Source organism: Janthinobacterium sp. GW458P (assembly GCF_002127585.1).
GTDB lineage: Bacteria > Pseudomonadota > Gammaproteobacteria > Burkholderiales > Burkholderiaceae_D > Janthinobacterium.
Window position 1 is genome coordinate 1 of sequence record NZ_NEGZ01000042.1, and the last position, 20,136, is coordinate 20,136.

At 67.2% G+C, this 20,136-nt stretch carries 13 protein-coding genes and 1 pseudogene; 3 read left to right on the plus strand and 11 right to left on the minus strand.

The window, feature by feature from the left end; genetic code table 11:
- Both CBW50_RS20045 and CBW50_RS30030 read right to left on the minus strand, forming a co-directional pair.
- The coding region (locus CBW50_RS20045) for a carbohydrate porin (RefSeq protein WP_086147224.1) at positions 1-1,214 on the minus strand (1,214 nt) is incomplete at its 3' end.
- Positions 1,197-1,664: pseudogene (locus CBW50_RS30030) on the minus strand (carbohydrate porin); the annotation flags it as partial. The pseudogene CBW50_RS30030 and the gene CBW50_RS20045, both read right to left, overlap by 18 nt.
- Before the next feature lie 345 nt (positions 1,665-2,009).
- Between CBW50_RS30030 and CBW50_RS20055 the strand changes: the two are divergent.
- Both CBW50_RS20055 and CBW50_RS20060 read left to right on the plus strand, forming a co-directional pair.
- On the plus strand, positions 2,010-3,923 hold the full coding sequence (locus CBW50_RS20055; RefSeq protein WP_086147181.1) for a glucokinase: 1,914 nt from the start codon (positions 2,010-2,012) through the stop codon (positions 3,921-3,923).
- Positions 3,907-4,971 carry a LacI family DNA-binding transcriptional regulator gene (locus tag CBW50_RS20060; protein WP_086147182.1) on the plus strand — a complete coding sequence of 355 codons (1,065 nt, stop codon included), beginning with the start codon at positions 3,907-3,909 and terminating at the stop codon, positions 4,969-4,971. Before CBW50_RS20055 ends, CBW50_RS20060 begins: the two co-directional genes overlap by 17 nt.
- A gap of 7 nt (positions 4,972-4,978) precedes the next feature.
- Here the strand turns inward: CBW50_RS20060 and CBW50_RS20065 are convergent, their stop codons facing one another.
- The 4 genes from CBW50_RS20065 to CBW50_RS20080 all read right to left on the minus strand — a co-directional run bounded on the left by CBW50_RS20065 (position 4,979) and on the right by CBW50_RS20080 (position 9,019).
- Positions 4,979-5,899 (minus strand): carbohydrate kinase, encoded by a 921-nt coding sequence (locus tag CBW50_RS20065; protein WP_086147183.1) that lies wholly within the window; start codon positions 5,897-5,899, stop codon positions 4,979-4,981.
- Positions 5,896-7,110 carry an AGE family epimerase/isomerase gene (locus tag CBW50_RS20070; protein ID WP_086147184.1) on the minus strand — a complete coding sequence of 405 codons (1,215 nt, stop codon included), beginning with the start codon at positions 7,108-7,110 and terminating at the stop codon, positions 5,896-5,898. Before CBW50_RS20070 ends, CBW50_RS20065 begins: the two co-directional genes overlap by 4 nt.
- 68 nt (positions 7,111-7,178) lie before the next feature.
- Entirely contained in the window at positions 7,179-8,180 is a 1,002-nt protein-coding gene (locus tag CBW50_RS20075) for a tetratricopeptide repeat protein (RefSeq protein WP_172404831.1), read from the minus strand.
- Positions 8,177-9,019 (minus strand): tetratricopeptide repeat protein, encoded by an 843-nt coding sequence (locus tag CBW50_RS20080; protein WP_086147186.1) that lies wholly within the window; start codon positions 9,017-9,019, stop codon positions 8,177-8,179. Before CBW50_RS20080 ends, CBW50_RS20075 begins: the two co-directional genes overlap by 4 nt.
- 134 nt (positions 9,020-9,153) lie before the next feature.
- On the opposite strand from CBW50_RS20080, the gene CBW50_RS20085 reads away from it, so the two are divergent.
- The gene (locus CBW50_RS20085; protein ID WP_086147187.1) at positions 9,154-9,540 is read left to right on the plus strand and encodes a DUF1090 family protein; all 387 of its coding nucleotides are present in this window, start codon (positions 9,154-9,156) and stop codon (positions 9,538-9,540) included.
- Positions 9,541-9,553: 13 nt separating this feature from the next.
- On the opposite strand, the gene CBW50_RS20090 is transcribed toward CBW50_RS20085, so the two are convergent.
- From CBW50_RS20090 to CBW50_RS20110, 5 genes are read right to left on the minus strand one after another with little or no spacing between them, the layout of a single operon-like run.
- Complete coding sequence (locus CBW50_RS20090; protein ID WP_086147188.1) at positions 9,554-11,560, minus strand: SWIM zinc finger family protein; 2,007 nt, start codon at positions 11,558-11,560, stop codon at positions 9,554-9,556.
- On the minus strand, positions 11,557-12,690 hold the full coding sequence (locus CBW50_RS20095) for a VWA domain-containing protein (protein ID WP_172404832.1): 1,134 nt from the start codon (positions 12,688-12,690) through the stop codon (positions 11,557-11,559). The genes CBW50_RS20090 and CBW50_RS20095 overlap by 4 nt, the downstream gene beginning before the upstream one ends.
- Complete coding sequence (locus tag CBW50_RS20100) at positions 12,683-15,154, minus strand: DUF5682 family protein (protein ID WP_086147189.1); 2,472 nt, start codon at positions 15,152-15,154, stop codon at positions 12,683-12,685. The genes CBW50_RS20095 and CBW50_RS20100 overlap by 8 nt, the downstream gene beginning before the upstream one ends.
- The gene (locus CBW50_RS20105) at positions 15,145-16,251 is read right to left on the minus strand and encodes an AAA family ATPase (RefSeq protein WP_086147190.1); all 1,107 of its coding nucleotides are present in this window, start codon (positions 16,249-16,251) and stop codon (positions 15,145-15,147) included. The genes CBW50_RS20100 and CBW50_RS20105 overlap by 10 nt, the downstream gene beginning before the upstream one ends.
- Positions 16,252-16,265: 14 nt before the next feature.
- A complete protein-coding gene (locus tag CBW50_RS20110; RefSeq protein WP_086147191.1) occupies positions 16,266-20,015 on the minus strand; it encodes a DUF4132 domain-containing protein in 3,750 nt (1,249 codons plus the stop codon).
- Positions 20,016-20,136: the final 121 nt, after the last annotated feature.

Below are 20,136 nucleotides of genomic sequence, written 5' to 3' on the forward strand. Positions count from 1 at the left end.
GCGTTGACCGAGGCGGTGGCCGCATCGTTCCATTTGCCATAGGTCACGAAAGCGCGCAGTTCAGGACGCGACCACAGGCCGGGACCGGCCGAGATCGTCGGCGCGATGGTCAGCTTGGTCAGGCGCTTGGCCGGCAGGCCGCCCGCCTGCGTCACGCGGTCCGTGCCCAGTTCCGTCACCAGCTTGAAGTTGTTGGTGAACGCATACACAGGACGCACGCCGACCGAGGTCCAGGTCGAGGAACCGCTGGCGTTCGACTCGTCTTTTTGCCACAGGGCAACGAATTCCATGCCGAAGTTGTCCATCGGCTGCACCGCCATGTCGTTGAAGATGCGCGTGCGCTTGACGTCCGAACCGAACGAGGTGCTGCCCGAGGCGCCCATCTGGCCGTTGCCGGAACCGCCCACGCCGGGGCCGACGCCGTACTGCACGCCGAAGGTGTTCGAGCCGCCGAATACCTTGCCTTGACGGTGGAAGGCCGACAGCTGCCAGCCRTTGTGTTTCGGACCGTAGCCGTCGTTGTCCTTGCCCTGGCCGATGATGTAGGTGGCGGCGATGTCGAGCAAGCCGTCCTGGTTTACGGGAATGTCGCCGTAGATCAGGTTCTGGCGCACGGCCGACGTGGTGCCCACCGCGTTGGTGACGGGGTTCACGTTGCGCACGTCGTTATCCTTGAAGAAGGCGTACGACAGCTTGCCCGGACCCACGGGAATGCGGTCCAGGCCGGCGCCCGTGCCGTTCATGTTGATGTACTGCAAGTCCAGCATGTGGATGTCGGGACGGTAGTAGAAACGCTTGCCGACCCAGGCCGTGCCGCCACTCAGGAAGTCCAGTCCCTGCGCTTCCACGTAGGCCTTGACGATGCCCAGCTTGCGGTCGCCGAAATCGGAGGTCGGCGCGTAGGCGTTGACCCAGATGGTGGCCAGGTAGCTGACGTCGCCGGACTTGGCGATGGCCTTGGTGTAGCCGAATTCCGTGTAGGCGTCGCACTCATTGCCCAGACGATATTTCATGGTATTGCCGCCCAGGCCATAGCAGCTTTGCGGGCCGCCGCCGTCGGCGGTGGTGCTGCCGGCGCCGGCGCGCAGGTAGCCGTGGAAGCCTTCCGCGTCGCCAGGGTACATGGGGCCGGCTGCGGCGGNGCCCGGACCCACGGGAATGCGGTCCAGGCCGGCGCCCGTGCCGTTCATGTTGATGTACTGCAAGTCCAGCATGTGGATGTCGGGACGGTAGTAGAAACGCTTGCCGACCCAGGCCGTGCCGCCGCTCAGGAAGTCCAGTCCCTGCGCTTCCACGTAGGCCTTGACGATGCCCAGCTTGCGGTCGCCGAAATCGGAGGTCGGCGCGTAGGCGTTGACCCAGATGGTGGCCAGGTAGCTGACGTCGCCGGACTTGGCGATGGCCTTGGTGTAGCCGAATTACGTGTAGGCGTCGCACTCATTGCCCAGACGATATTTCATGGTATTGCCGCCCAGGCCATAGCAGCTTTGCGGGCCGCCGCCGTCGGCGGTGGTGCTGCCGGCGCCGGCGCGCAGGTAGCCGTGGAAGCCTTCCGCGTCGCCAGGGTACATGGGGCCGGCTGCGGCGGAACCGCTGGCGATGGCTACGACGATGGCAGCTGGCAGTGCTTTCAACACAGCCTTCAACATGTTGCGATGCAGCATGGTAAGTCTCCTCAGTAGTTATTTTTTATCTAGTCATTCGTGGCCGAATGTACTGGCCAGAATTCTTTCCAGCAGGGACATAGTAACTATACTACGAACAAATATCAACATATTATGTTGTAATCCTACGACTAGTCTGCGACACTTTATTGGCGCTCTTATTTGCCGTTTCAAGCCACCGCTTTTCATGGTGATGTGTCCGCTTTTGACCTGATGCATGAGCATCCGCAAGGCGGAGTTGCATTTTTCGGCACGCAGGACGTATACGAATTAAAATCCTTGGTTTTTGCCCATAACGACAGTGCGCCGCCACGACCGCGCACGCATACGAGATAAAGCACCGCCATGAAAATTGATGAAAAAATGGAAGTAGCAGGCAGCGACCCGGCGGAGCGCTTCAGCGACGGACCGCGCCTGCTGGCCGACATCGGCGGCACCAATGCCCGCTTCGTGCTCGAGACGCGCCAGGGCCACCTGGAAGCGGTGGCCGTGCTGCCCTGCGACGACTACGCCTCGCTGCTCGACGCCATCCGCGCCTACATGGACAGCGCCGACGCGCGCGCCGCCGGTTCGGCGCGCGTGCGCCATGCGGCCATCGCCATCGCCAATCCCATCGACGACGACAATATCCGCATGATGAACCACCACTGGTTCTTCTCGATCGAGGCCATGCGCGAAGCCCTGGGCCTCGATACGCTTCTGGTGGTAAACGACTTCACGGCGCTGGCCATGGCCCTGCCCTACCTGCGGCCGGACCAGCGCCAGCAGATCGGCGGCGGCATGGCGCGCGCCGACAGCGTCATCGGCCTGCTCGGTTCGGGCACGGGCCTGGGCGTGTCGGGCATGATCCCGGCCGAAGACCGCTGGATCGCGCTGGGCAGCGAAGGGGGCCATGTCAGCTTCGCCCCCTGCGACCAGCGCGAGATGGACGTGCTGTCCTTCGCCTGGCGCGAACTGTCGCACGTCTCGGCCGAGCGTCTTGCCTCCGGACGCGGGCTGGAACTGATCTACCGCGCCCTGTCCGAGCGCGCCGGCGTGATGGATGCGCCGCCGCTGCTGGCGGCCGACATCACCAGCCGCGCCCTGAACAATGAATGCGACGTGTGCCTGGAAGCGGTCGACTGCTTCTGCGCCATCCTCGGCTCCATCGCCGGCAACGTGGCCATGACGCTCGGTGCGCTGGGCGGCATCTATATCGGCGGCGGCATCGTGCCGCGCCTGGGCCCTTTGTTCGAACAGTCGCAGTTCCGCGCCCGCTTCGAGCAAAAGGGCCGCCTGAACGAATACCTGGCGCAGATTCCCACCTTTTTGATCACGGCCGAACTGCCCACTTTTCTGGGCATCGCCGCCATCCTGGCGCAAAAGCTCAAGCGCGCCCATTCCGGCGCGCCCGTGCTCGAATCCGTGCGCCAGGCGCGCGGCCGCATGAGCCCTTCCGAATGCAAGGTGGCCGACTGGGTGCTGAAGGAGCCGAACGCCATGCTCACCCTGCCGATCGCCGAAATCGCCCAGCGCGTCGGCGTCAGCCAGCCCACCGTGATGCGCTTTTGCCGCTCGATCGGCGTGCAGGGCCTGGCCGACTTCAAGCTGAAGCTCGCTTCCGGCCTGACGGGCGGCGCCATCACGGTAGCCCACTGCCACGTGGAGATTTCCGACTCCGACGCCGAGCTGGCGCGCAAGGTGCTGGGCAATAACGCCTCGGCCGCGCTGGCCCTGCGCGACATGCTCGACGTGAAGGCGCTGACGGCCGCCATCGAGCTGCTGCGCGGCGCGCAGCGCGTGGAATTGCTCGCTGTCGGCAGCGCCCGCGTGGTGGCCGACGACATGCAGCAGAAACTGCTCAACCTGGGCATCGTCAGCAGCTTCTTCACCGATCCGCAGGCGCAGGAAATGAGCGCCGCCATGCTCAAGCCGGGCGACGTGGCGCTGGTCATTTCGCGCTCCGGCGCCCTGCCCGAGCTGCTGCGCACCGTCAAGGTGGCGCAGGCCTGCGGCGCGCGCGTGCTGGCGATCACGGCCAGCGGCTCGCCGCTGGCCAAGCTGGCCGACGTGCTGCTGACCCTGAACCACCCGGAAGGCAACCTCAATTTCGTGCCGATGATCGTGCGTTTGCTGCAGCTGATGATGCTCGATATCCTGTCGGTGGGACTGGCGCGGCGCGACACGGCGCAGCGCACCAGTGCGGCTGAACTGGAAGAAGGGCAATTGCACGGCATGCGCATCAGCGGCAAGCTGAAATTCGGTGGCCACCTCGAATAAGGCGGCGCCCGCCGCCCTTGATACCGCCAGCGGCGCCACCGTGCACGATGTGGCGCGCCTGGCCGGCGTGTCGGCCATGACGGTGTCGCGCGTCATCAACGGGCGCGCCAGCGTCAGCGCGGCCACGCGCGACAAGGTCGAGTCGGCGATTGCCGCCCTGCGCTACCAGCCCAACCTGGCCGCGCGGGCCGCCCGCACGGGCACCCTGCGCATCGGATTGCTGTACAGCAATCCCAGCGCGGCCTTCCTCAGCGAATTTTTGGTTGGCGCCATGGACCAGTGCCGCCAGGGCAGCGGCCAGCTGCTGCTCGAGCGCTGCGGCGATCTGGCCAGCCAGCGCAGCGCCATCGACTGCCTGGTGGCGGCCGGCGCCGACGGCATCCTCGTGCCGCCGCCCCTGTGCGACTCGCCCGAAGTGCTGGCGCAATTGAACAACATGGGCATACCCGCCATCGCCGTGGCCACGGCGCGGCCCTCGCCCGGCGTCTCGGCCGTGCGCATCGACGATTACGAAGGCGCGCTGGCCATGACGCGCCACCTGCTCGCGCTGGGCCACCGCGACATTGCTTTCATCGAGGGCGATCCGGCGCACACGCCCGCCCTGCTGCGCCGCCAGGCCTTCGAGGACGCCATGCGCGAAGCGGGCATGCAAGTGCCGCCGCAGCGCGTGGCGCAAGGCTATTTTACGTATCGTTCGGGACTGGACGCGGCGCGCCGGCTGCTGGCGCAAAAGCCGTACCCCAGCGCCATCTTCGCCAGCAATGACGACATGGCGGCCGCCACCCTGGCCGTGGCGCACGGCATGGGCCTGCAGGTGCCGGCGGAACTGAGCGTGTGCGGCTTCGACGACACGCCCGTCGCCACCACCGTCTGGCCCGAGCTGAGCACCATCCACCAGCCCATCGCCGACATGGCGCGCGCCGCCGTCAAGCTCGTCATCGACGAAATCCGCCAGCGCCGCGCCGGGGAAGCGGCGCCCGCCACGCATCACCTGATGGCGTTTACCTTGATGGCGCGGGCGTCGACGGGGGCATGCGGCCCCCGCTGACCTGCCCTTAGCGCACCACCGTGCGCTGCGCCAGCGATTCCACCAGCTCCACCGACGGCGGCGAACCGCCGGCCGCCAGGCAGGCGCCCGCCCCGGCCGCGACGGCAAAGCGCAAGTGCTCGCCGCCGTCCGCATCGGGCCGGTATATCAGGCTGTACAGCAAGCCGCCGATGCTGGCGTCGCCCGCGCCCACCGAATCGATCACCTCGATCTGCGGCGGCGCCGCTTGCCAGACCTGCTCGCCCCGGTACAGGGCGGCGCCCTGCGCGCCACGCGTATACAAATAGGTGGCGTGCCGATTCCAGCCGCGCAGCGTGGCAAACGCACCATCGATGTCGCCGTGGCGGAACAGGCCCGCCAGATCCTCGTCCGACACTTTCACCACGTCGGCCAGCGCCGTCATGCAGCGCAGGGTGGCGTCGTAGCGCTCGTCCATCATGACGCGAAAATTCGGGTCATAGCTGATCTTCACGCCAGCGGCCTTGAGTTCCTGCGCCAGCGCCACCAGCTTGCCCGCCAGCGGTTCGCGCGCCAGGCTGATGCCGCCGAAATGCACCCACTGCACGTCCTGCATCCAGCCGGCAGGCAGTTGCGCCGCGTCGAAATGCAGGTCGGCGCTGTCGTCGCCGATGAAATAATAGCTGGGCGGATGCAGTTCGTGCACGATGGCCAGCAGCGGCGACTTCGCATAACGCTGCAAAAAACGCATGTCCAGGCCCGCCGCTTCCGTGGCGGCGGCCAGCGCGTCGCCGAAAACGTCGCGGCTGATTGCGCCCGCAAAGGCGCTGGGCACGCCCAGGCGCGCCATCACGCGCGCCACGTTCCAGGTCGAGCCGCCCACCTGGCTGCTCCAGGCGTCCGCGCCCGTGCGCAGCATGTCCGTCAGCGCCTCGCCGGCCGACACAAAGGAAGGGAAAGCGGCGCTCATGCGGCACCTTTGAGCACGTTCAGCACTTCATAGCAGGCGCCCATGGTGTGGTAATCGACCTTGCCGGCGGGGCTTTTCTCCTTGCTGATTTTCTGATTGTCGGGCGTCAAAATACGGTACCAGGCGCCGTGCTCGTGGTCGACGAAGTGCTTCCAGCTATAGTCCCATATCTTGTCGTAGCTGCGCCAATAGGCGTCGTCGCCCGTGCGCGTGGCCAGCACGGCGGCGGCGGCGAAGCTTTCCGCCTGCACCCAGAAGTATTTGTCGCCGTCGCAAATCTCGTCCTGCGGACCGAAACCGTAGTGGATGCCGCCATGCGCGCCATCCCAGGCCCTGGCCAGCGCCGTGTCGTACAGTTCGCGCGCGCGCGGCAGCAGCCAGCCGGACGGACCGGCCATGAAGCGGGCGTGGCGCTCCATGATCAGGAGCAGCTTCGCCCATTCCGTGAAGTGGCCGGGCTGGTAGCCCCAGGGGCGGAAGATATTGCTCTTGTCGTGCAGGTTGTAATCCCAGTCGATAGCCCAGTCGCTCTTGTAGTGTTCCCAGATCATGCCGTTGGCCAGGCCCGCCTGGCGCACCGTGATGTTGTGCGCCAGCGTTTCGGCGCGGTGCAGGTAGCGCGCTTCGCCCGTCGCCTCGAACGCGGCCAGCATGGCTTCGCACGCGTGCATATTGGCGTTCTGGCCCCGGTAGCCGTCCAGCGTGGACCAATCGGCGCTGGCCACGTCCGCGTACAGGCCGTGTTCGGGCAGCCAGAAACGCCGCTCCATCAACTCAAACGTTTCGTCCAGATAGACGCGCGCTTCCGCCATGCCCGCCTGCAGGGCGTGTGCATAGGCGAGCAGCACGAAGGCCAGGCCATAGCAGTGGTTGGCGCCGTCTTCCACCGTTTTGGCGCCGTCCTGCCACTTCAGCTGCCAGGCATAGCCGCCCGTGGCCGGGTCGCGGTGCGCCTCGCGCAAAAAGGCCACGCCATGGCGCAGGGCCGCCTGATAATCGTCATCGCCGAAATGGCGGTAGGCCATGGCGTAATTGAAGATGAAGCGCGTGCTGCTGACCAGGTGGCGCGTGGCAGCGTCGTAGACGGTGCCGTCGTCGAGGAAGAAGTGATAAAAGCCGCCGCTCGCATCGATGGCGCGCGGGTGATAAAAGTGCATCGTGTGCAGGATATGCCCTTCGAGCATCTGCCTGGAGCGGAAATCGGGATTCATGGGTCTCTCATGATATTGTTATCGATAACAATGATGATAGCATGCCGTTTCCGCCCCGTCTCATCCACTTAGGGCGTCCTGGCCGGCTTGAGTTTTTCGCGCCACAGCGCCGCCTTGGCCTGGTCGGCCGCCTGTCCCAGCTCGCCCTGATCGTACACCCTGACCAGCCGTTCGATGGCCTCCAGGTCGCCCTGTTTCGCCGCCAGCAGATATAACGCGAGGGGTTTGGGTGCCGCTCCTTGCCGCGTGGGGCCGCCGCGGCCCTGCTCCAGCAGGCGCGCGAAACCCGTCTGGCCCGGCGGGCTTTTCGCGATGGCCGCCATTTCATACCAGCCCAGCGCCGCCTCGTCGCTCTGCGGCACGCCCTGCCCCACTTCATAGGAATAGGCGACATTGTTCAAGCCGGGCGGATCGAGCGCCTTGGCCGCCCGCATGTACCAGCCGAACGCTTCCCTGCGCTGCGCGTCATCGTGCGCCGTCTTCATCAGGCGGTAGCCGATTTCATTGTAGGCGGGAATAAAGCCGTTTTCGGCGTAAAACTTCAGCCAGTGCAGCGCGTGCGCCTGTTCTTCCGCGCTGCTGTGGATGTTCTCAAAGTGCATGGCCACCGTGAAGTTGGCCAGTTCCACGCCTTGCGCGGCGCCCTTGCGCGACCAGTATTCGCCCAGCGTGCGGTCGACAGCCACGCCCTGGCCCAACGTATAGGCGACGCCCAGGAATGCCTGCGCCGGGCCATGGCCGCCTTCGGCCGATTTGCGCATCCACGCCAGGCCGGCGTCAAAGTCGCGCGGCGTCCCCTCGCCTTGGTGCAGCATCTGCGCCAGTCCCAGCTGGGCCGCCGCATCGCCCTTTTCCGCGGCGCGGCGCGTCTTGTCGTAGGCGGCGATTTTTTCCGGCGACAGGTCTGCCGGACGGTCGATCACGGCCTGCACCGTCGCGCGCATGGCATCGAGGCCGGACATGTCGAATTCGGCCAGCGCCGGATGCTGGCGCGGTTCTTTGCTGGATTCCTGCTGCGCCAGCACTGGCTGGGCCAGCGCCAGGGTCAATAACACTACGATGGTCTTCATTTCTTCTCCCTTTCCGCCAGTTTGGCGCGCCATTCGGCGGCGTCTTCGGCATTTGCCTGCTGTCCCAGTTCGCCCTTGACATACACGTCGAGCATGCGCCGCATGGCGGGCAAGTCGCCGCTCCATGCCGCCCGCTCGTACCAGACCAGGGCCAGCTTGTCCGACTGTGCCACGCCCAGGCCAAGCTCGTGCGCGCGGGCCAGGTTGCGCATGCCGGCCGGCTGCTTTTCACGCGCCGATCTGTCATACCAGCGGAAGGCCTCGCCGCGATCCTGCTCGTCGGCGGCTGCGCGCATCAGGTGTTCGCCGAGCGCGTTGTAAGCTGGGATAAAGTGTTCTTCGAGCGCGGCCTTCTTCAGCCATGTGATGGCCAGCGCCTGTTCTTCGGCACTGCTGCTGCCATCGATGAATTCCAGCGCCAGGATGGTTTGCGCCAGCGCGTCGCCCTGCGCCACGCCCTTGCGCAGCCAATATTGTCCCTGCACGCGGTCGACGGGCACCTTGCCGCCCACCGTGTAGGCCAGCCCCAAAGCCGATTGTGCCGGCGCATAGCCGCCTTCGGCCGACTTGCGCACCCAGGCCATCGATAGCGCCGTGTCTTGCGGCGCGCCGACGCCCAGCTGCAGCATGCGCGCCAGTTCCAGCTGCGCCTCCACGTCGCCCGCTTCGGCCGCACGCCGGGTCTCGGCAAATTCGGCCATGCTTTCCGGGCTATGGCTGGTCGCATCGGCCCTTGCCTTGACGGCGATCAACTGCAGATCGAGCAAGGTGGGCGAGGTTTGCGCCAGGACAGGCAGCGGCAATAGCAAAGGGATCAGCAACAGTAATTTCTTGGGCATGCGGCGGCGTCGGAAAGAAGAAAACACGCATGGTAGCCGATGCCATGCCAGACTGGCGCGCACGGCAGGCGAAGTTTGACAGGTCAGGCCGGCAGGCTTACATTGCACAAGCTCACCACTGACACAGGAATGCCATGAACCGCCTCACCACAACCGCCTTGACCCTGCTGCTCGCCGCCTGCGTGGGTGCCAGCGCCGCAGACACCCAGCTGGCCGGCTGCGCCGCCAAGCGCGAAAGCATCCGCAGCGAATTGCAGCAGGCGCAGGAACAGGGACTGAACGACAAGGTCGCGGGCCTGACGCGCGCGCTCGACGAAGTCAACGCCCACTGCCGCGACAACGCGCTGGTCGAGCGCCATAACAAGAAGGTGCTGAAGGCGCAGGCCAAGGTGAACCAGACGGAGCGTTCGCTGCGCCTGGCCCAGGAAGCGAACAAGGAGCCGAAGAAGATCGCCAAGCTGGAAGGCAAGCTGGAAAAGGCCAGGGCCGAGCTGGCCGCCCTGCAGGCGCAGCAGCCCTGACGGCAAGCCGCGCCTACCCTGCCGCCTCCAGCGCGATGCACGTCGTACAGACATACGCCAGGCGCAAGGCTTCAGGCGCGCGCGGCGCGCTGACGTAGGCCGCCAGCAAGCCGGCCGGCAAGTCCAGGCCCAGCGCGCGCAAGGTGGCGCCGTGCTGCGCCAGTTCGCCGGCCAGCTCGGTTTCCAGGCGCGGCCGCCCGCTACGCGCCTGCAGTGCGAGAAGGTCGAGCACCTGGGCCAGCACCCGCGCTGCCGCCGACGTTTGTTGCGGCAGCGACGGTGCCAGGCTGGCGCCTCCCAAACTCTTGAAAAACCGCGCCAGCGCCGACGACAGCTTGCCCGCGTCGATCTCGAAATCGAGCGACACCACGCGCAGCTTGCCATTCTTGGCGATGAGCAGCGCCACCGGTTGCCAGCCGCCTGACTCGTCACGCGCACGGCTGGCCAGCACGGCCCGGATATCGGCACCTTCCGTCACTGCCGCCTGCAGCCGCGTGATGCGCGGCCGCAGCGCCGGCAGTGCCGGAATCTGCAAGCCCAGGACGGCGCCGCCAGTGTCGAACACTTGCCAATCGAGCCGCTGGCCCACTTCGTCGAGCTGCGGCCGCGCCACGGCCGCCGGACGCAGCACCACGCAATCGATGGGATCTGGCGTCAGGCCGACGTTGCCACTCATGAAGGCGGCCAGCGCCGTCCAGTCGTCAAAGCCCAGACGCTGCCAGCGCGCATCGTCGAGCGGCCACAGCGGCGCTGCGCTGGCCCGTGCCTGGCTGTCCAGGGAGAGCCGCCCATCGTCGGCACAAGACGCGCCTGCCAGTTGCCAGCTCGCCTCGCAAATGTGCCGGGCGCTGCCGGCGCCAGTCCACAGGCTGGTCGCATCCCATGCCGAGTCGCGCGTAAACGAGCGGTCGCTGGCGTCGGGCCGCGCCAGCACCGCCTGCACGATCCGTCCCTCGCCTGCCGCGCCATGCTGCCAGAACGACAAGGTCAGACCGCGCGCGCCGCCGCGTGTTTCCCACCAATACGCGCCCAGCGGCAGCAGCTCAAGGGGCGCGTCACCGGCCGCGTCAAAGCTGCGCCGCGCCTGCCCGCGCAAGCGCGGCAATAGCGGACCAGGCGCGTGTTCGAGCGCCGCGCACAAGGCACAAATGGCCGCCATCTCTGCAAATGCCTGGCGCTCGCTGGCCTGGTAATCGCGGCGCACGAGCAAGTCCAGCGTTCCGCCCAGGCCACGCAACATGGCGGCAAGACGGGGCAGGTTTTCGCCGCGCGCCGACATGGTCAGCGCGCGCAGCTGGCCGGCGGCAATCGCGCTGGCATGCGACAAGCCATTGTCATACAGCTCACCAAGCAGCCGCCGTACCTGGGCCAGGAACACCAGTTCGGACGTACTCAACCCCGGCGCCGGGGCGGCGGGCGCCGTCGCCAGGCCTGCCGGCCAGGCAAACTCCTGGCCATGCTTGCGCCAGACGCAGGCCAGCGCATACAGGTGCAAGGCCTTGCGCAGGGCGGCCGGCGTATCGGATACCATGGCGTCCACGCCGGCGCCGCGCAGATAGCTGCAGTCCAGCTTTAACAAGGGCAGCTCGATCCGCAGCCTGGCGTTGACGATGGTGACGTCCGCCTGATCGCCTTCCGCCAGCCAGGCCAGCGCCTGGCGCACCGCAGGCTTGCCCGCCTGCTGGCAGACGGCGGCGCTGTCGAGGGCCAGCACTTCTTCCTGCACGCTGGCCGGCGGCACATCCTGGAGACTGTCTTGCGGCAGTTCCCGCAGCCATACGGCAGCGGCCAGGATATGCTTGCACATGCCGGGCGCAGGACAATCGCAACGGCCCTTCCGCGGCCCGCCCGCATCGAGCAGCACCCGCTGGCCATCGGCAAGCAGGGCGCCGCCAGCGTCGCCCTGCCAGCCCACCTTGCCTGCCTCGATATCTTTCAGGGCGCGGCGCAACAGGCCAGCGTTGGCCAGCGTCGCCAGGCTGTCGTCGTCGAAGCTGCGGTATACGGCGTGCCAGCTCATCCCATCACCCCGGCCAGCCATTCCGCAAAGTGCTGCGGCGTCAAGGCCGCCACGTGCATGCCCTGATCCGCCAGGCGCTGCGCCATGCCATGGTCATACACAGGCTGCGCGCGCTCGTCGAGCGCCGCCAGGCCCAGCAGGGTGACGCGCGACTCGGCCATGCGCTTGAGCGCCGCCAGCAGCGGCCCCGGCGGAGCGCCCTCCTCGAAATCGCTGATCAGGGCCAGCACCGTGCGCTGCGGATGGCGCACCAGCTGCTCGCAATACTGCACCGCGCGGCCGATATTCGTGCCGCCGCCCAGCTGCACCGTCAGCAGCACCTCGACCGGGTCGGCGGCCAGGTGCGTCAGGTCCACCACGCTGGTATCGAACACCACCAGCCGCACATTGACGGCCGGCAGGCCGGACAGGATGCCGGCCACCACGGCCGCATAGATCACCGAATCCATCATCGAAGCGCTCTGGTCGACGCACAGGATGACGTCCCACGGCAGGCTGCGCTTGACGCGCGCATTGAAGGCGGGCCGCGCGATCAGCAAGCGGCGACTGGCCGTATCATAGTGTTTCAGGTTGGCGGCAATGGTCGCGCGCCAGTCGAAGTTCTGCGCGCTCTTCATCTGCGTGCGGCGAAAGCGGTTGCGCCGCCCCACCACCGCATTGACGAAATCCTTGCGCAGGCGCTCGGTGATTTCCCCGACCACGCGCCGTATCACCGCGCGCACCGCATCGTGCATCTCCGCGCCGAGCCGCCCGCGCATGCCGATCAGGGCGCGCGCCAGCGCCTGATTCGGTTCCATGCTGGCCAGCACGGCCGGGTCGCGCAGCAAGCCGCTCAGTTCATAGCGCTCGATCGCATGCCCCTGGACGCGCTCGTACACATCCTGCGGAAACAGCTTGCGCGCCTGCGCCAGCCAGTCGATGGCGCGCAGCTGGCTGGGATCCAGCGAACCGCCACCGCCGGCACGCAACATGCCCTTGCGCTCATACTCGCGGCCATACAGGTAATCGAGGCTGGCATCGAGCTTGCCATCGTTGGCGGACCAGTCCTCGCCCTGAAGCGGCTGCGCGTAGCGCCCGAGCATCAGGCGCCAGCGGCGCAGCAACTCCTGATTAGGCAGATTTTCAGCCATGCGGCTTCTCCGATGAAAGATTCAGCCAGCCAGACAGCGCATCGCGCTCCAGGCAGGCGGCCAGCGCCGCGTTCAGGCGGCCGCCCGCCAGCATCTCGCCTTCGCTGACGTCGTAATGCAATTGCGCCTGCAAGGCGTCCGGCGCAGCGCCGTTCAGCAGCGCCAGCGCCTCGGCCAGGTCGCTCGTCTCCTGCGGTTTCAGGCCCGTGAAGGCGAGGCGCAAATCGGGCAAATAGTGGATGAAGCTGGCCTCGTCCCAGCTGCCGACCAGGGAATTGAAGCTGCGCAGCAGTCCCGGCTGCGTCAACAGCAGTTCAGGTGCGGCAGCCATCAGCCCCGACAGGAAACGCACGGCGTCCTGCGGCGTGGCGCCGACGCCGAAGCGCTGTTCCAGCAAACGCGATACATCCTGTTCACCCCAGGCGCCATCGAGAAATAGCAGCGCGGCGGCAGCGCCGCAGATACCGGGCGCGCAGCCACGCGTGGCCGTCAGGGCCCGCAGGCGCTGGTGCAGATCGCCAGCCTCGAAGGCCAGGCCTGCCTCTCCGGCCGGCAAGGCGCTGCACGCGGCGCGGCCAAATTCGCGCAAAGCCAGCAACTGCGCCACTTGCGCGCTTTCCCCGTCCATCGCCGTGTCAGCCAGCCCAGGCAGCAGGAACAGCGCGGCTGGCCAGACACGCCGCATCAGCGCCAGCACGCCGGGATGCTCGCGCACGTCCAGCGGCTCGCGCGCGCGCCACAGGGTCACCAGCGCATGGCCGCAGGCGATGACGGAAGCAAAATCGGCATCCTCATCGAGATGGCGCGACAACAGGTCCAGCAAGCCGGGCAGACGCGCATGCAATCCCACCAGGCAGGCGCGCACCAGCAGGGCCGCGGCGCTGCCGGCCGAACGGGCCCGGCCCGCGGCGCCCAGCGCCTGCTCTTCGCGCAGCAGCCGCGCCAGCGCCACCTCGGCCAGGGTAGCGCCATCGGCCGCCAGTTCGATCAGGCGCGCTTCGACCAGCGGTGTCCACGCATACGTCCATTCCTCGAACAGCAATTCCAGCCGGCTGCCGGCCATGAAATCCGGGCCGCCCTGCCAGCGCGCCAGGCCCGTATCGAGATACTGCATCAGATGAAAAAACCGGCTGCGCCGGCGGTGACGCTCCTTGCGGTACAAATCCAGCCGCGCCAGCCGCTGGTCGCCGTCATCCAGGCGCAGGCCATGACGACGCGCGGCCGCGCGCGCATCGGCCACCAACGGCGGCGAGCCGGCAGACGGCGGCACGTCGCCCAGCCGGCTGCCCGTCATCTGGCGCCGCACGTCGTCAAACAAGCCTTGCGTGCCGTCGTCGACGGCGCCCTTGACAAAGCAGGAGCGCATGGCGTCAAGCACGTCCTGGCGTCCCGGCCCCGCATGGCCGCGCAAGGCCGCAAGCCTGGCCGCCTGCAGCATGGCCGCCTGCACTTCCGCCGTGGAGATACGCTCGTGCAAGCCACGCGCACGACTGTGCTGGGCCAGCCTGGTCAACTGGTCCACGGCGACGGCAAGCTGGTGATCGACGTCCGCCGACGACTGCAAGGCATCCCATACGGCCTGATAGTAGGCGGGCGACGGCATGCCTGCGCCGTAGCCGTTCAAGGCGTCGAGCCGTTCGAAGCTGTAGCGTATCAGCCAGCTGGCCGCGGCAGCGGCTGGCTTGGCGGGCGTGAGTCCGGCGTCCAGCAGCTCGATCAGCGCGCTCGTATGAAAGCCGCCAGTGACCACCACCACGGGGCCGTCTACCTGCTTGCGCCAGCGGGCGATATGCGCCGCCATGTGCCGCTCGCGCGGCAGGCTGCCTTCCGCTTCCAGCACAGCCGGCTCGTAATCGAGGCGGGCCATGGCGCAATACGAAAACACGTCGCCAAACAAGCTGCGCCAGTCCGCCAGCGCGGCGCGCGAGCGCGCCTCGAACAGGTGATCCCACAGTTCGTCCTGGTCGCGGCAGCCCGCCCGCGCGGCCAGGGCGTTCAGATAAGCGCTGTGGGCCAGGTAGCGCTCGGCCATCAGGCTGCGCGCCTCGGCATCAGGCTGCGCGTCTGGATTGTCCGCGCGCGCCTGCCACGGCAGGTCGATGAAAGCCAGTTGCGCCTGCATGGCCGCCCCCTCGCGCAGCGCCACCCATTCGGGGCTGTAATCGCAGAACGGGAAAAACGCCGATTGCGCGCGCGCGCCCTCCTTGCCTGCCGCCGGCGTCTGGCACAACAGCGCCACGGGCGGGCGCGTGCGCTCGTCCAGCAGCAGGGGCAGCATGTCCGTGAAGCTTTCCGGCCCCTCGATCAGCACCGCGGCCGGGCGCACCTCGCGCAGCAGCGCCTGCAATGCATAGGCGCACGCCGGGCTATGATGGCGCAGCGGCGCAAAGTACAGGCCATGCTCGAACAGCCTGGCGCGGGCGGCAGCCACGCCGGCCGGCAAGTCCGGCAGCGCTACAGCCATAACTGGCGGGCCGCATCGCCGAAGCTTTTCCACAAATCGTCGCGGCGGCCACGTTCGCGCACCACCGTGTCGAAATAATGGCGCACGCGCTTGATATCGTCGGCATTGTCCTTCAGGACCACGCCCTGCAGCTGGTTGGCCAGTTCGCGCGGGCGCAAGGTGCCGTCGCCGAAATGCAGCGCCTCCAGCGAGGCCGCATAGACCAGGTTGACCGCCTCGGCGCTCGACATTACCGCTTCCGGCGTCTTGATGGCCGTGCCTTCGCGGGTCTGGCCGGCGCGCAGTTCCTGGAACGTGGTCACCAGCAGTTCGACGACCGCGCGCCCGACAACGACGGTGGCGCCGATGGCGTCCAGCTCCCGCCGCAGCTGCTGCATCACCAGCTCGACTTCAAAACCATGGTCGCGGATCGGCTTGACGGTTTCGAAATTGAAGCGGCGCTTCAGCGCCGACGACATTTCATGCACGCCGCGATCACGCAAGTTGGCGCTGGCGATGATGTTGAAGCCGCGCCGCGCATGCACGCGCGCGTCGCCGCCCAGTTCCGGGATCATCATCTGCTTTTCCGACATCAGAGAAATGAGCACATCCTGCATCTCGGGCGCGCAGCGCGTGATTTCCTCAAAGCGCACCAGCTTGCCCGCCTCCATGCCCTGGTACAGCGGCGACGGCACCAGCGCGCGCCGGCTCGGCCCTTCGGCCAGCAGCAAGGCATAGTTCCACGAATACTTGATATGGTCTTCGGTGGTGCCGGCCGTTCCCTGTATCGCCAGCGCGGAGTCGCCGCTGATGGCCGCGGCCAGCAATTCGGACAGCAGCGACTTGGCCGTGCCCGGCTCCCCCACCAGCATCAGCCCCTGGTGCCCCATCAGGGTGACGATGGCACGGTCGACCAGCGGGTCGTCGCCATAGAACTTGCGGCTCACCTGCAGCGCCGCGTCGCCAAGGATAAACCGGCGCACGGCGCGCGGCGACAGCCGCCATCCCTCCGGCCGCGCATCGGCATCGGCAGCTTTCAAGCGTTCCAGCTCGCTGGCATAGCGCTGTTCCGCGCTGCGGCGCACCACCTGGCTGTCGTTATCTTTTTCAGTCATCATTTTGCTCTCCTGCCTTACCACGGCATTTTACTTTCCCACTGCGCATCATAGCCGCTGCACGCCTTCGACACCGCCAGATAATCGGCATAGGTCTCGGCCAGCAGCACCGGCGGCACGTCGGCCAGCGCCACCGCCTCGTCGCGCCAGGAGCGCGGCAGCGGATAGAACTGCAGCGTTTTCAGGGCGGCCGCCATCAGCTCCTCGGGCAGGCTGCTGCCGGAAAATTCGATCACCGCGCGCAGGCCGGCGCTGGCAAAATCCTTGTGATACTCGGTAAAGACGCCGCCATCCTCGGCCGGGCCGCGCTGATAGCCTTGTTTGCCGAAGGCGCCGCGCAGACCGAAGGTATCGCCCACCCAGCCTTCGCGGTCGGCGATCTGTCGGCCCGCCATCAGCGCGGCGTCGGGCAACTGGTGCGCCAGCTGCTCGAACAGGGGCTTGACCTTGTAATCCTTGAAATGACGCTGCCAGGCGGCGATCTGCGCCGCATCCAGCAGCGAGGCGTGCGCCAGGCGCAGCTGGCTGCCTTCGTTCAGGGCGACTTCCTCGTCGTCCGCGTCGAGCAGGCTGCCATCATCGCTGGGGCGCAGCAAAGTGCGGCCTGCGTCGGCCTCCCTGATCCACACCAGCGCCTGCACCAGGCGGCCCGCGATCGGATGGCCAAGCAGGTAGTCGCGCCACTCCTGCGCCGGCCAGACACGTCCCGCGCACATGGCCTCGTACAGGCGCGCCGTCTGCATGGCGATGACCTGCTTGAGTTCTTTCTTGCACACGGACAGCTGCTGTTTGGCCTCCTTGACCATGTCCGGAGACTCGCCCTGGCGCGGCTCGGGCAAGGCCTTGATCTCCTTGCCGTCCGCGTTGTGCAAGCGCGGCTTCATGGCGCCGTCCAGGGTCACATGGAAGACCCGCTCGCCATACGACAGTTCGAGCCGGCCGCTGTCGTCAAAGCCGCCAGCAGGAATGGTGCGGTCGCCCAGCTGGTCCTGGCTCCAGCCCTTGCCTTGGGCGATGCGTTCGACCAGCAGGCGCGCCTTTTCCTGCACCGAAGCGGTGCGGTAGCGCCGCGCGATACCCAGCAGTAACTGGATGACGGCCGGGTCGTAGCCGTCGGCCAGGCCGTCGAGCATCGCTTCGATCTGCGCGCGGCGCGGGTAATGGTCGCGCATATACGCTTGCAGCAGGCTGACCGCCACATGGCCAGGCGTATGGGCAGCCAGCGCCAGGATGCCCTTCTCGCCGATGGCGCTGCCCAGGTACTCGGCCATCTTGTTGCGGCGGATCTGATCGAATACCTGCTCTTCGGTCATCTTGCCTTCCATAGCATAATGCTCGGGATAGCGCCTGGCAAGATCCTGGTAGCTCTGGTAGGCCTGCGGCGCACGCGCCTGCGCTTCGGCGGTCGCCACCTCCAGGCTGGGACCGCGCAAATCCTCGGTGATGAACAGGCGCAGCACCGTCTCGCCCAGAGCGGCGCGGCCGGCGTCGTCGAGCAGGCCCAGATAGCGCAGCAGCAGGGCATTGCCGCCCGGTTCCTTCAATTTACAGGCCAGCACCACCCACCAGCGGATGATGTCGGCGTCGACAGGCGTGCCATCGCGCCAGTGGCAGGCGGGCAGCGCTTCGAAGACGAACCAGGCCAGGCCGACGGGCGCCTTGCCCTTCAGGCCTTTGCGCGCGGCCGCCAGCAGTATTCCGGGCGACAGGCGCGGGCTCAAGTCTTCGCCCAGTTTTTCCAGCGCCGTCAGCAGCGCCGCGATCACGGTTTCGCGCGTCTCCTTGTCCAGTGCCTGGTACAGCGCCGGGATGGCGGCGCGGTAATCGAGGTCGGCCAGCCAGCGCGCGGCGCCGATGCGCATGTCCTGCTTGCCGGAACCGAGCGCTTCGGCCACGCGCTTGCCGATATCGGGCAAGCTGGCCAGCGCCTGCTGCGCGCTGGCGCGGTGCTGCTTGCCTTCTCCCAGCGCAATCTCCATCACGCGCGGCAGCCATTGCAGCGGCAGCACCGGAAAGGTGGCCAGCACTTCCAGCGTGGCACCCAGCTCGGGCAGCACGCCCTGGCGCCTTTCGACGGCGCGCAAGCCCAGGCCCTGGTCGATCAGTTCGGGGCGTTCCGCGAACAGCGGCCACACCATGTCCGCCGCCAGCACCTGCTGCGGCTTGGCGCCCCACCAGTTGCTGGCCAGGCAGAGCATGGCCACGCTGTCATGCTCGTCGCCGGCCTCGCGCATGGCGCGCGCCAGCAGGCGCAGGTCGAACGTGGCCAGGTCCTGGCGCGCCAGCCATTGCTGGAAGAAGTCATCTTGCCAGAAGTAAAGACTGTTGCGCTGCGTGGCCAGCAGCCAGCGCGCCATGTGCGCCACGCCGAACTCCGGCAAGGCGGCCAGCTTGCCCTGCAACTCGACCGGTTCGCGCATCTGGTTGTTTTTCAGGGGCTGCGCCTCGCCCTTCGCTGCCTCGCCATTGAACACGCGGATGGCCGCGTCCATGTAGGCAGGCTTGATCGCCTCAAAGCGTTTCAGGCGCTCCTGATGCCACTCGTACTTGTGCTTGGCGTGCTGGTTGTCTTCGCGCTCCTGCCGTGCTTCGGCGCGGTACTTTTCCAGCAGTGCCGCATGGTTGGCCTGCAGCAGATGCAGCGCGGCGTCGCCCAGGCGCGCCGCCGGCGGCACGGGCGGCAACGGCGGCACGGGCTGTTCCGCCGCGCCGGCATCGCTTGCCGCGCCCAGCCACGACAAGGCGTTGCGGATGGCCGCCTGCACCGGCTTGCTCGTTTCCAGCGCCAGCGCCTGTTCCAGCAGCGCCCCCTGCTGCGGGCCCAGGCCACGGCCCAGCAACTCGGCCGCCTGCACCCGCTCGTCCGTCTTGCCCGTCAACAGGCAATGCTGCAGCAAGGCGATCCTGCGTTCCTGCGGGATGGCCGCCAGATGGGGTGCCGCTTCGGCCCGCACGCTCTTGCCGCCGTCGACGGCCAGGCGCACCAGCACGGCGGCAAAGGCTTCGGCCAGCGCGGGCGTGGCGCCCAGGCGTCTGGCCAGCTGCGCCTTGCCGCTGGCCGACAGCAGCGCCGGCAACTGCTCCACCTGCGCGGCATGCGCGAGCATGTAAGCGTCGAGCGCGCCCGGCGCCAGCAGGCGCTGCAGGCAGTTATCGCGCACGTACTCGCTCAATTCGCGCCGCTCGAACACCAGTTGCAGCGCGCCTTCTTCCGCTTCGCCATCGGCGGCCAGCAGGCGCGCCAGCAGCGCCACGTCCCAGCCGCGCCGGTTGACCGTGGTCGCCTGCGCGCGGGTCTCGGAAAAACTGGCGAACAGCGCATCGCCGAGCAGATAGTCGAGCCACTGCGGCACCGCGGCGCCGGTGCGCTCCAGCAAATCGCCCCCGTCGGCGGCCTGCAGCAGCTTGCCCAGGCGGACCAGCAGCGCCGCGTCCAGCGCCGCCGCATCCGACTGGGCATAAAACTGGTGGCGGTGGCGCAGGCTTTCATTGGCCAGCGCGCCATCCTTGTTATGCATGTTATGGGTATAAAAATGCGAGTACAGGCGCCCTGGCTTGCCCAGCAAGTCACCGCCGCGCGGCGCCGCCGCCGGCAAATCGAGCAGCACGCTTTCCTGCCTTCCCTCGCAGACAAACTCGCAGGCGCGCTCCCACAGCGCAGGCGATATCTGCGCCAGGCCGCGCAGGCCCTTTTTCAACTGCGCATGCTCATCCAGGCCTGCTACGCCCACTATGCCCTGCGCCAGTTCCAGTATTTTTTTAAACATCGGGTGATCCGTCTTTCCTGTTCATCAAGGCCCTTGCCGGGCAGGGTTTTTCGCTATCGGCATCCAGATCTGCAGCATTAATCTTGCACTCAATCAAGTTGCTGATTGTATATTCTTAACC

What these genes read in the sequence shown, in the direction of transcription:
- CBW50_RS20055 (WP_086147181.1), top strand. Translation starts at nt 2,010, where the DNA reads ATGAAAATTGATGAAAAAATGGAAGTAGCAGGCAGCGACCCGGCGGAG.
- CBW50_RS20065 (WP_086147183.1), bottom strand. Translation starts at nt 5,899, where the DNA reads ATGAGCGCCGCTTTCCCTTCCTTTGTGTCGGCCGGCGAGGCGCTGACG.
- CBW50_RS20070 (WP_086147184.1), bottom strand. Translation starts at nt 7,110, where the DNA reads ATGAATCCCGATTTCCGCTCCAGGCAGATGCTCGAAGGGCATATCCTG.
- CBW50_RS20075 (WP_172404831.1), bottom strand. Translation starts at nt 8,180, where the DNA reads ATGAAGACCATCGTAGTGTTATTGACCCTGGCGCTGGCCCAGCCAGTG.
- CBW50_RS20080 (WP_086147186.1), bottom strand. Translation starts at nt 9,019, where the DNA reads ATGCCCAAGAAATTACTGTTGCTGATCCCTTTGCTATTGCCGCTGCCT.
- CBW50_RS20085 (WP_086147187.1), top strand. Translation starts at nt 9,154, where the DNA reads ATGAACCGCCTCACCACAACCGCCTTGACCCTGCTGCTCGCCGCCTGC.
- CBW50_RS20090 (WP_086147188.1), bottom strand. Translation starts at nt 11,560, where the DNA reads ATGAGCTGGCACGCCGTATACCGCAGCTTCGACGACGACAGCCTGGCG.
- CBW50_RS20095 (WP_172404832.1), bottom strand. Translation starts at nt 12,690, where the DNA reads ATGGCTGAAAATCTGCCTAATCAGGAGTTGCTGCGCCGCTGGCGCCTG.
- CBW50_RS20100 (WP_086147189.1), bottom strand. Translation starts at nt 15,154, where the DNA reads ATGGCTGTAGCGCTGCCGGACTTGCCGGCCGGCGTGGCTGCCGCCCGC.
- CBW50_RS20105 (WP_086147190.1), bottom strand. Translation starts at nt 16,251, where the DNA reads ATGATGACTGAAAAAGATAACGACAGCCAGGTGGTGCGCCGCAGCGCG.
- CBW50_RS20110 (WP_086147191.1), bottom strand. Translation starts at nt 20,015, where the DNA reads ATGTTTAAAAAAATACTGGAACTGGCGCAGGGCATAGTGGGCGTAGCA.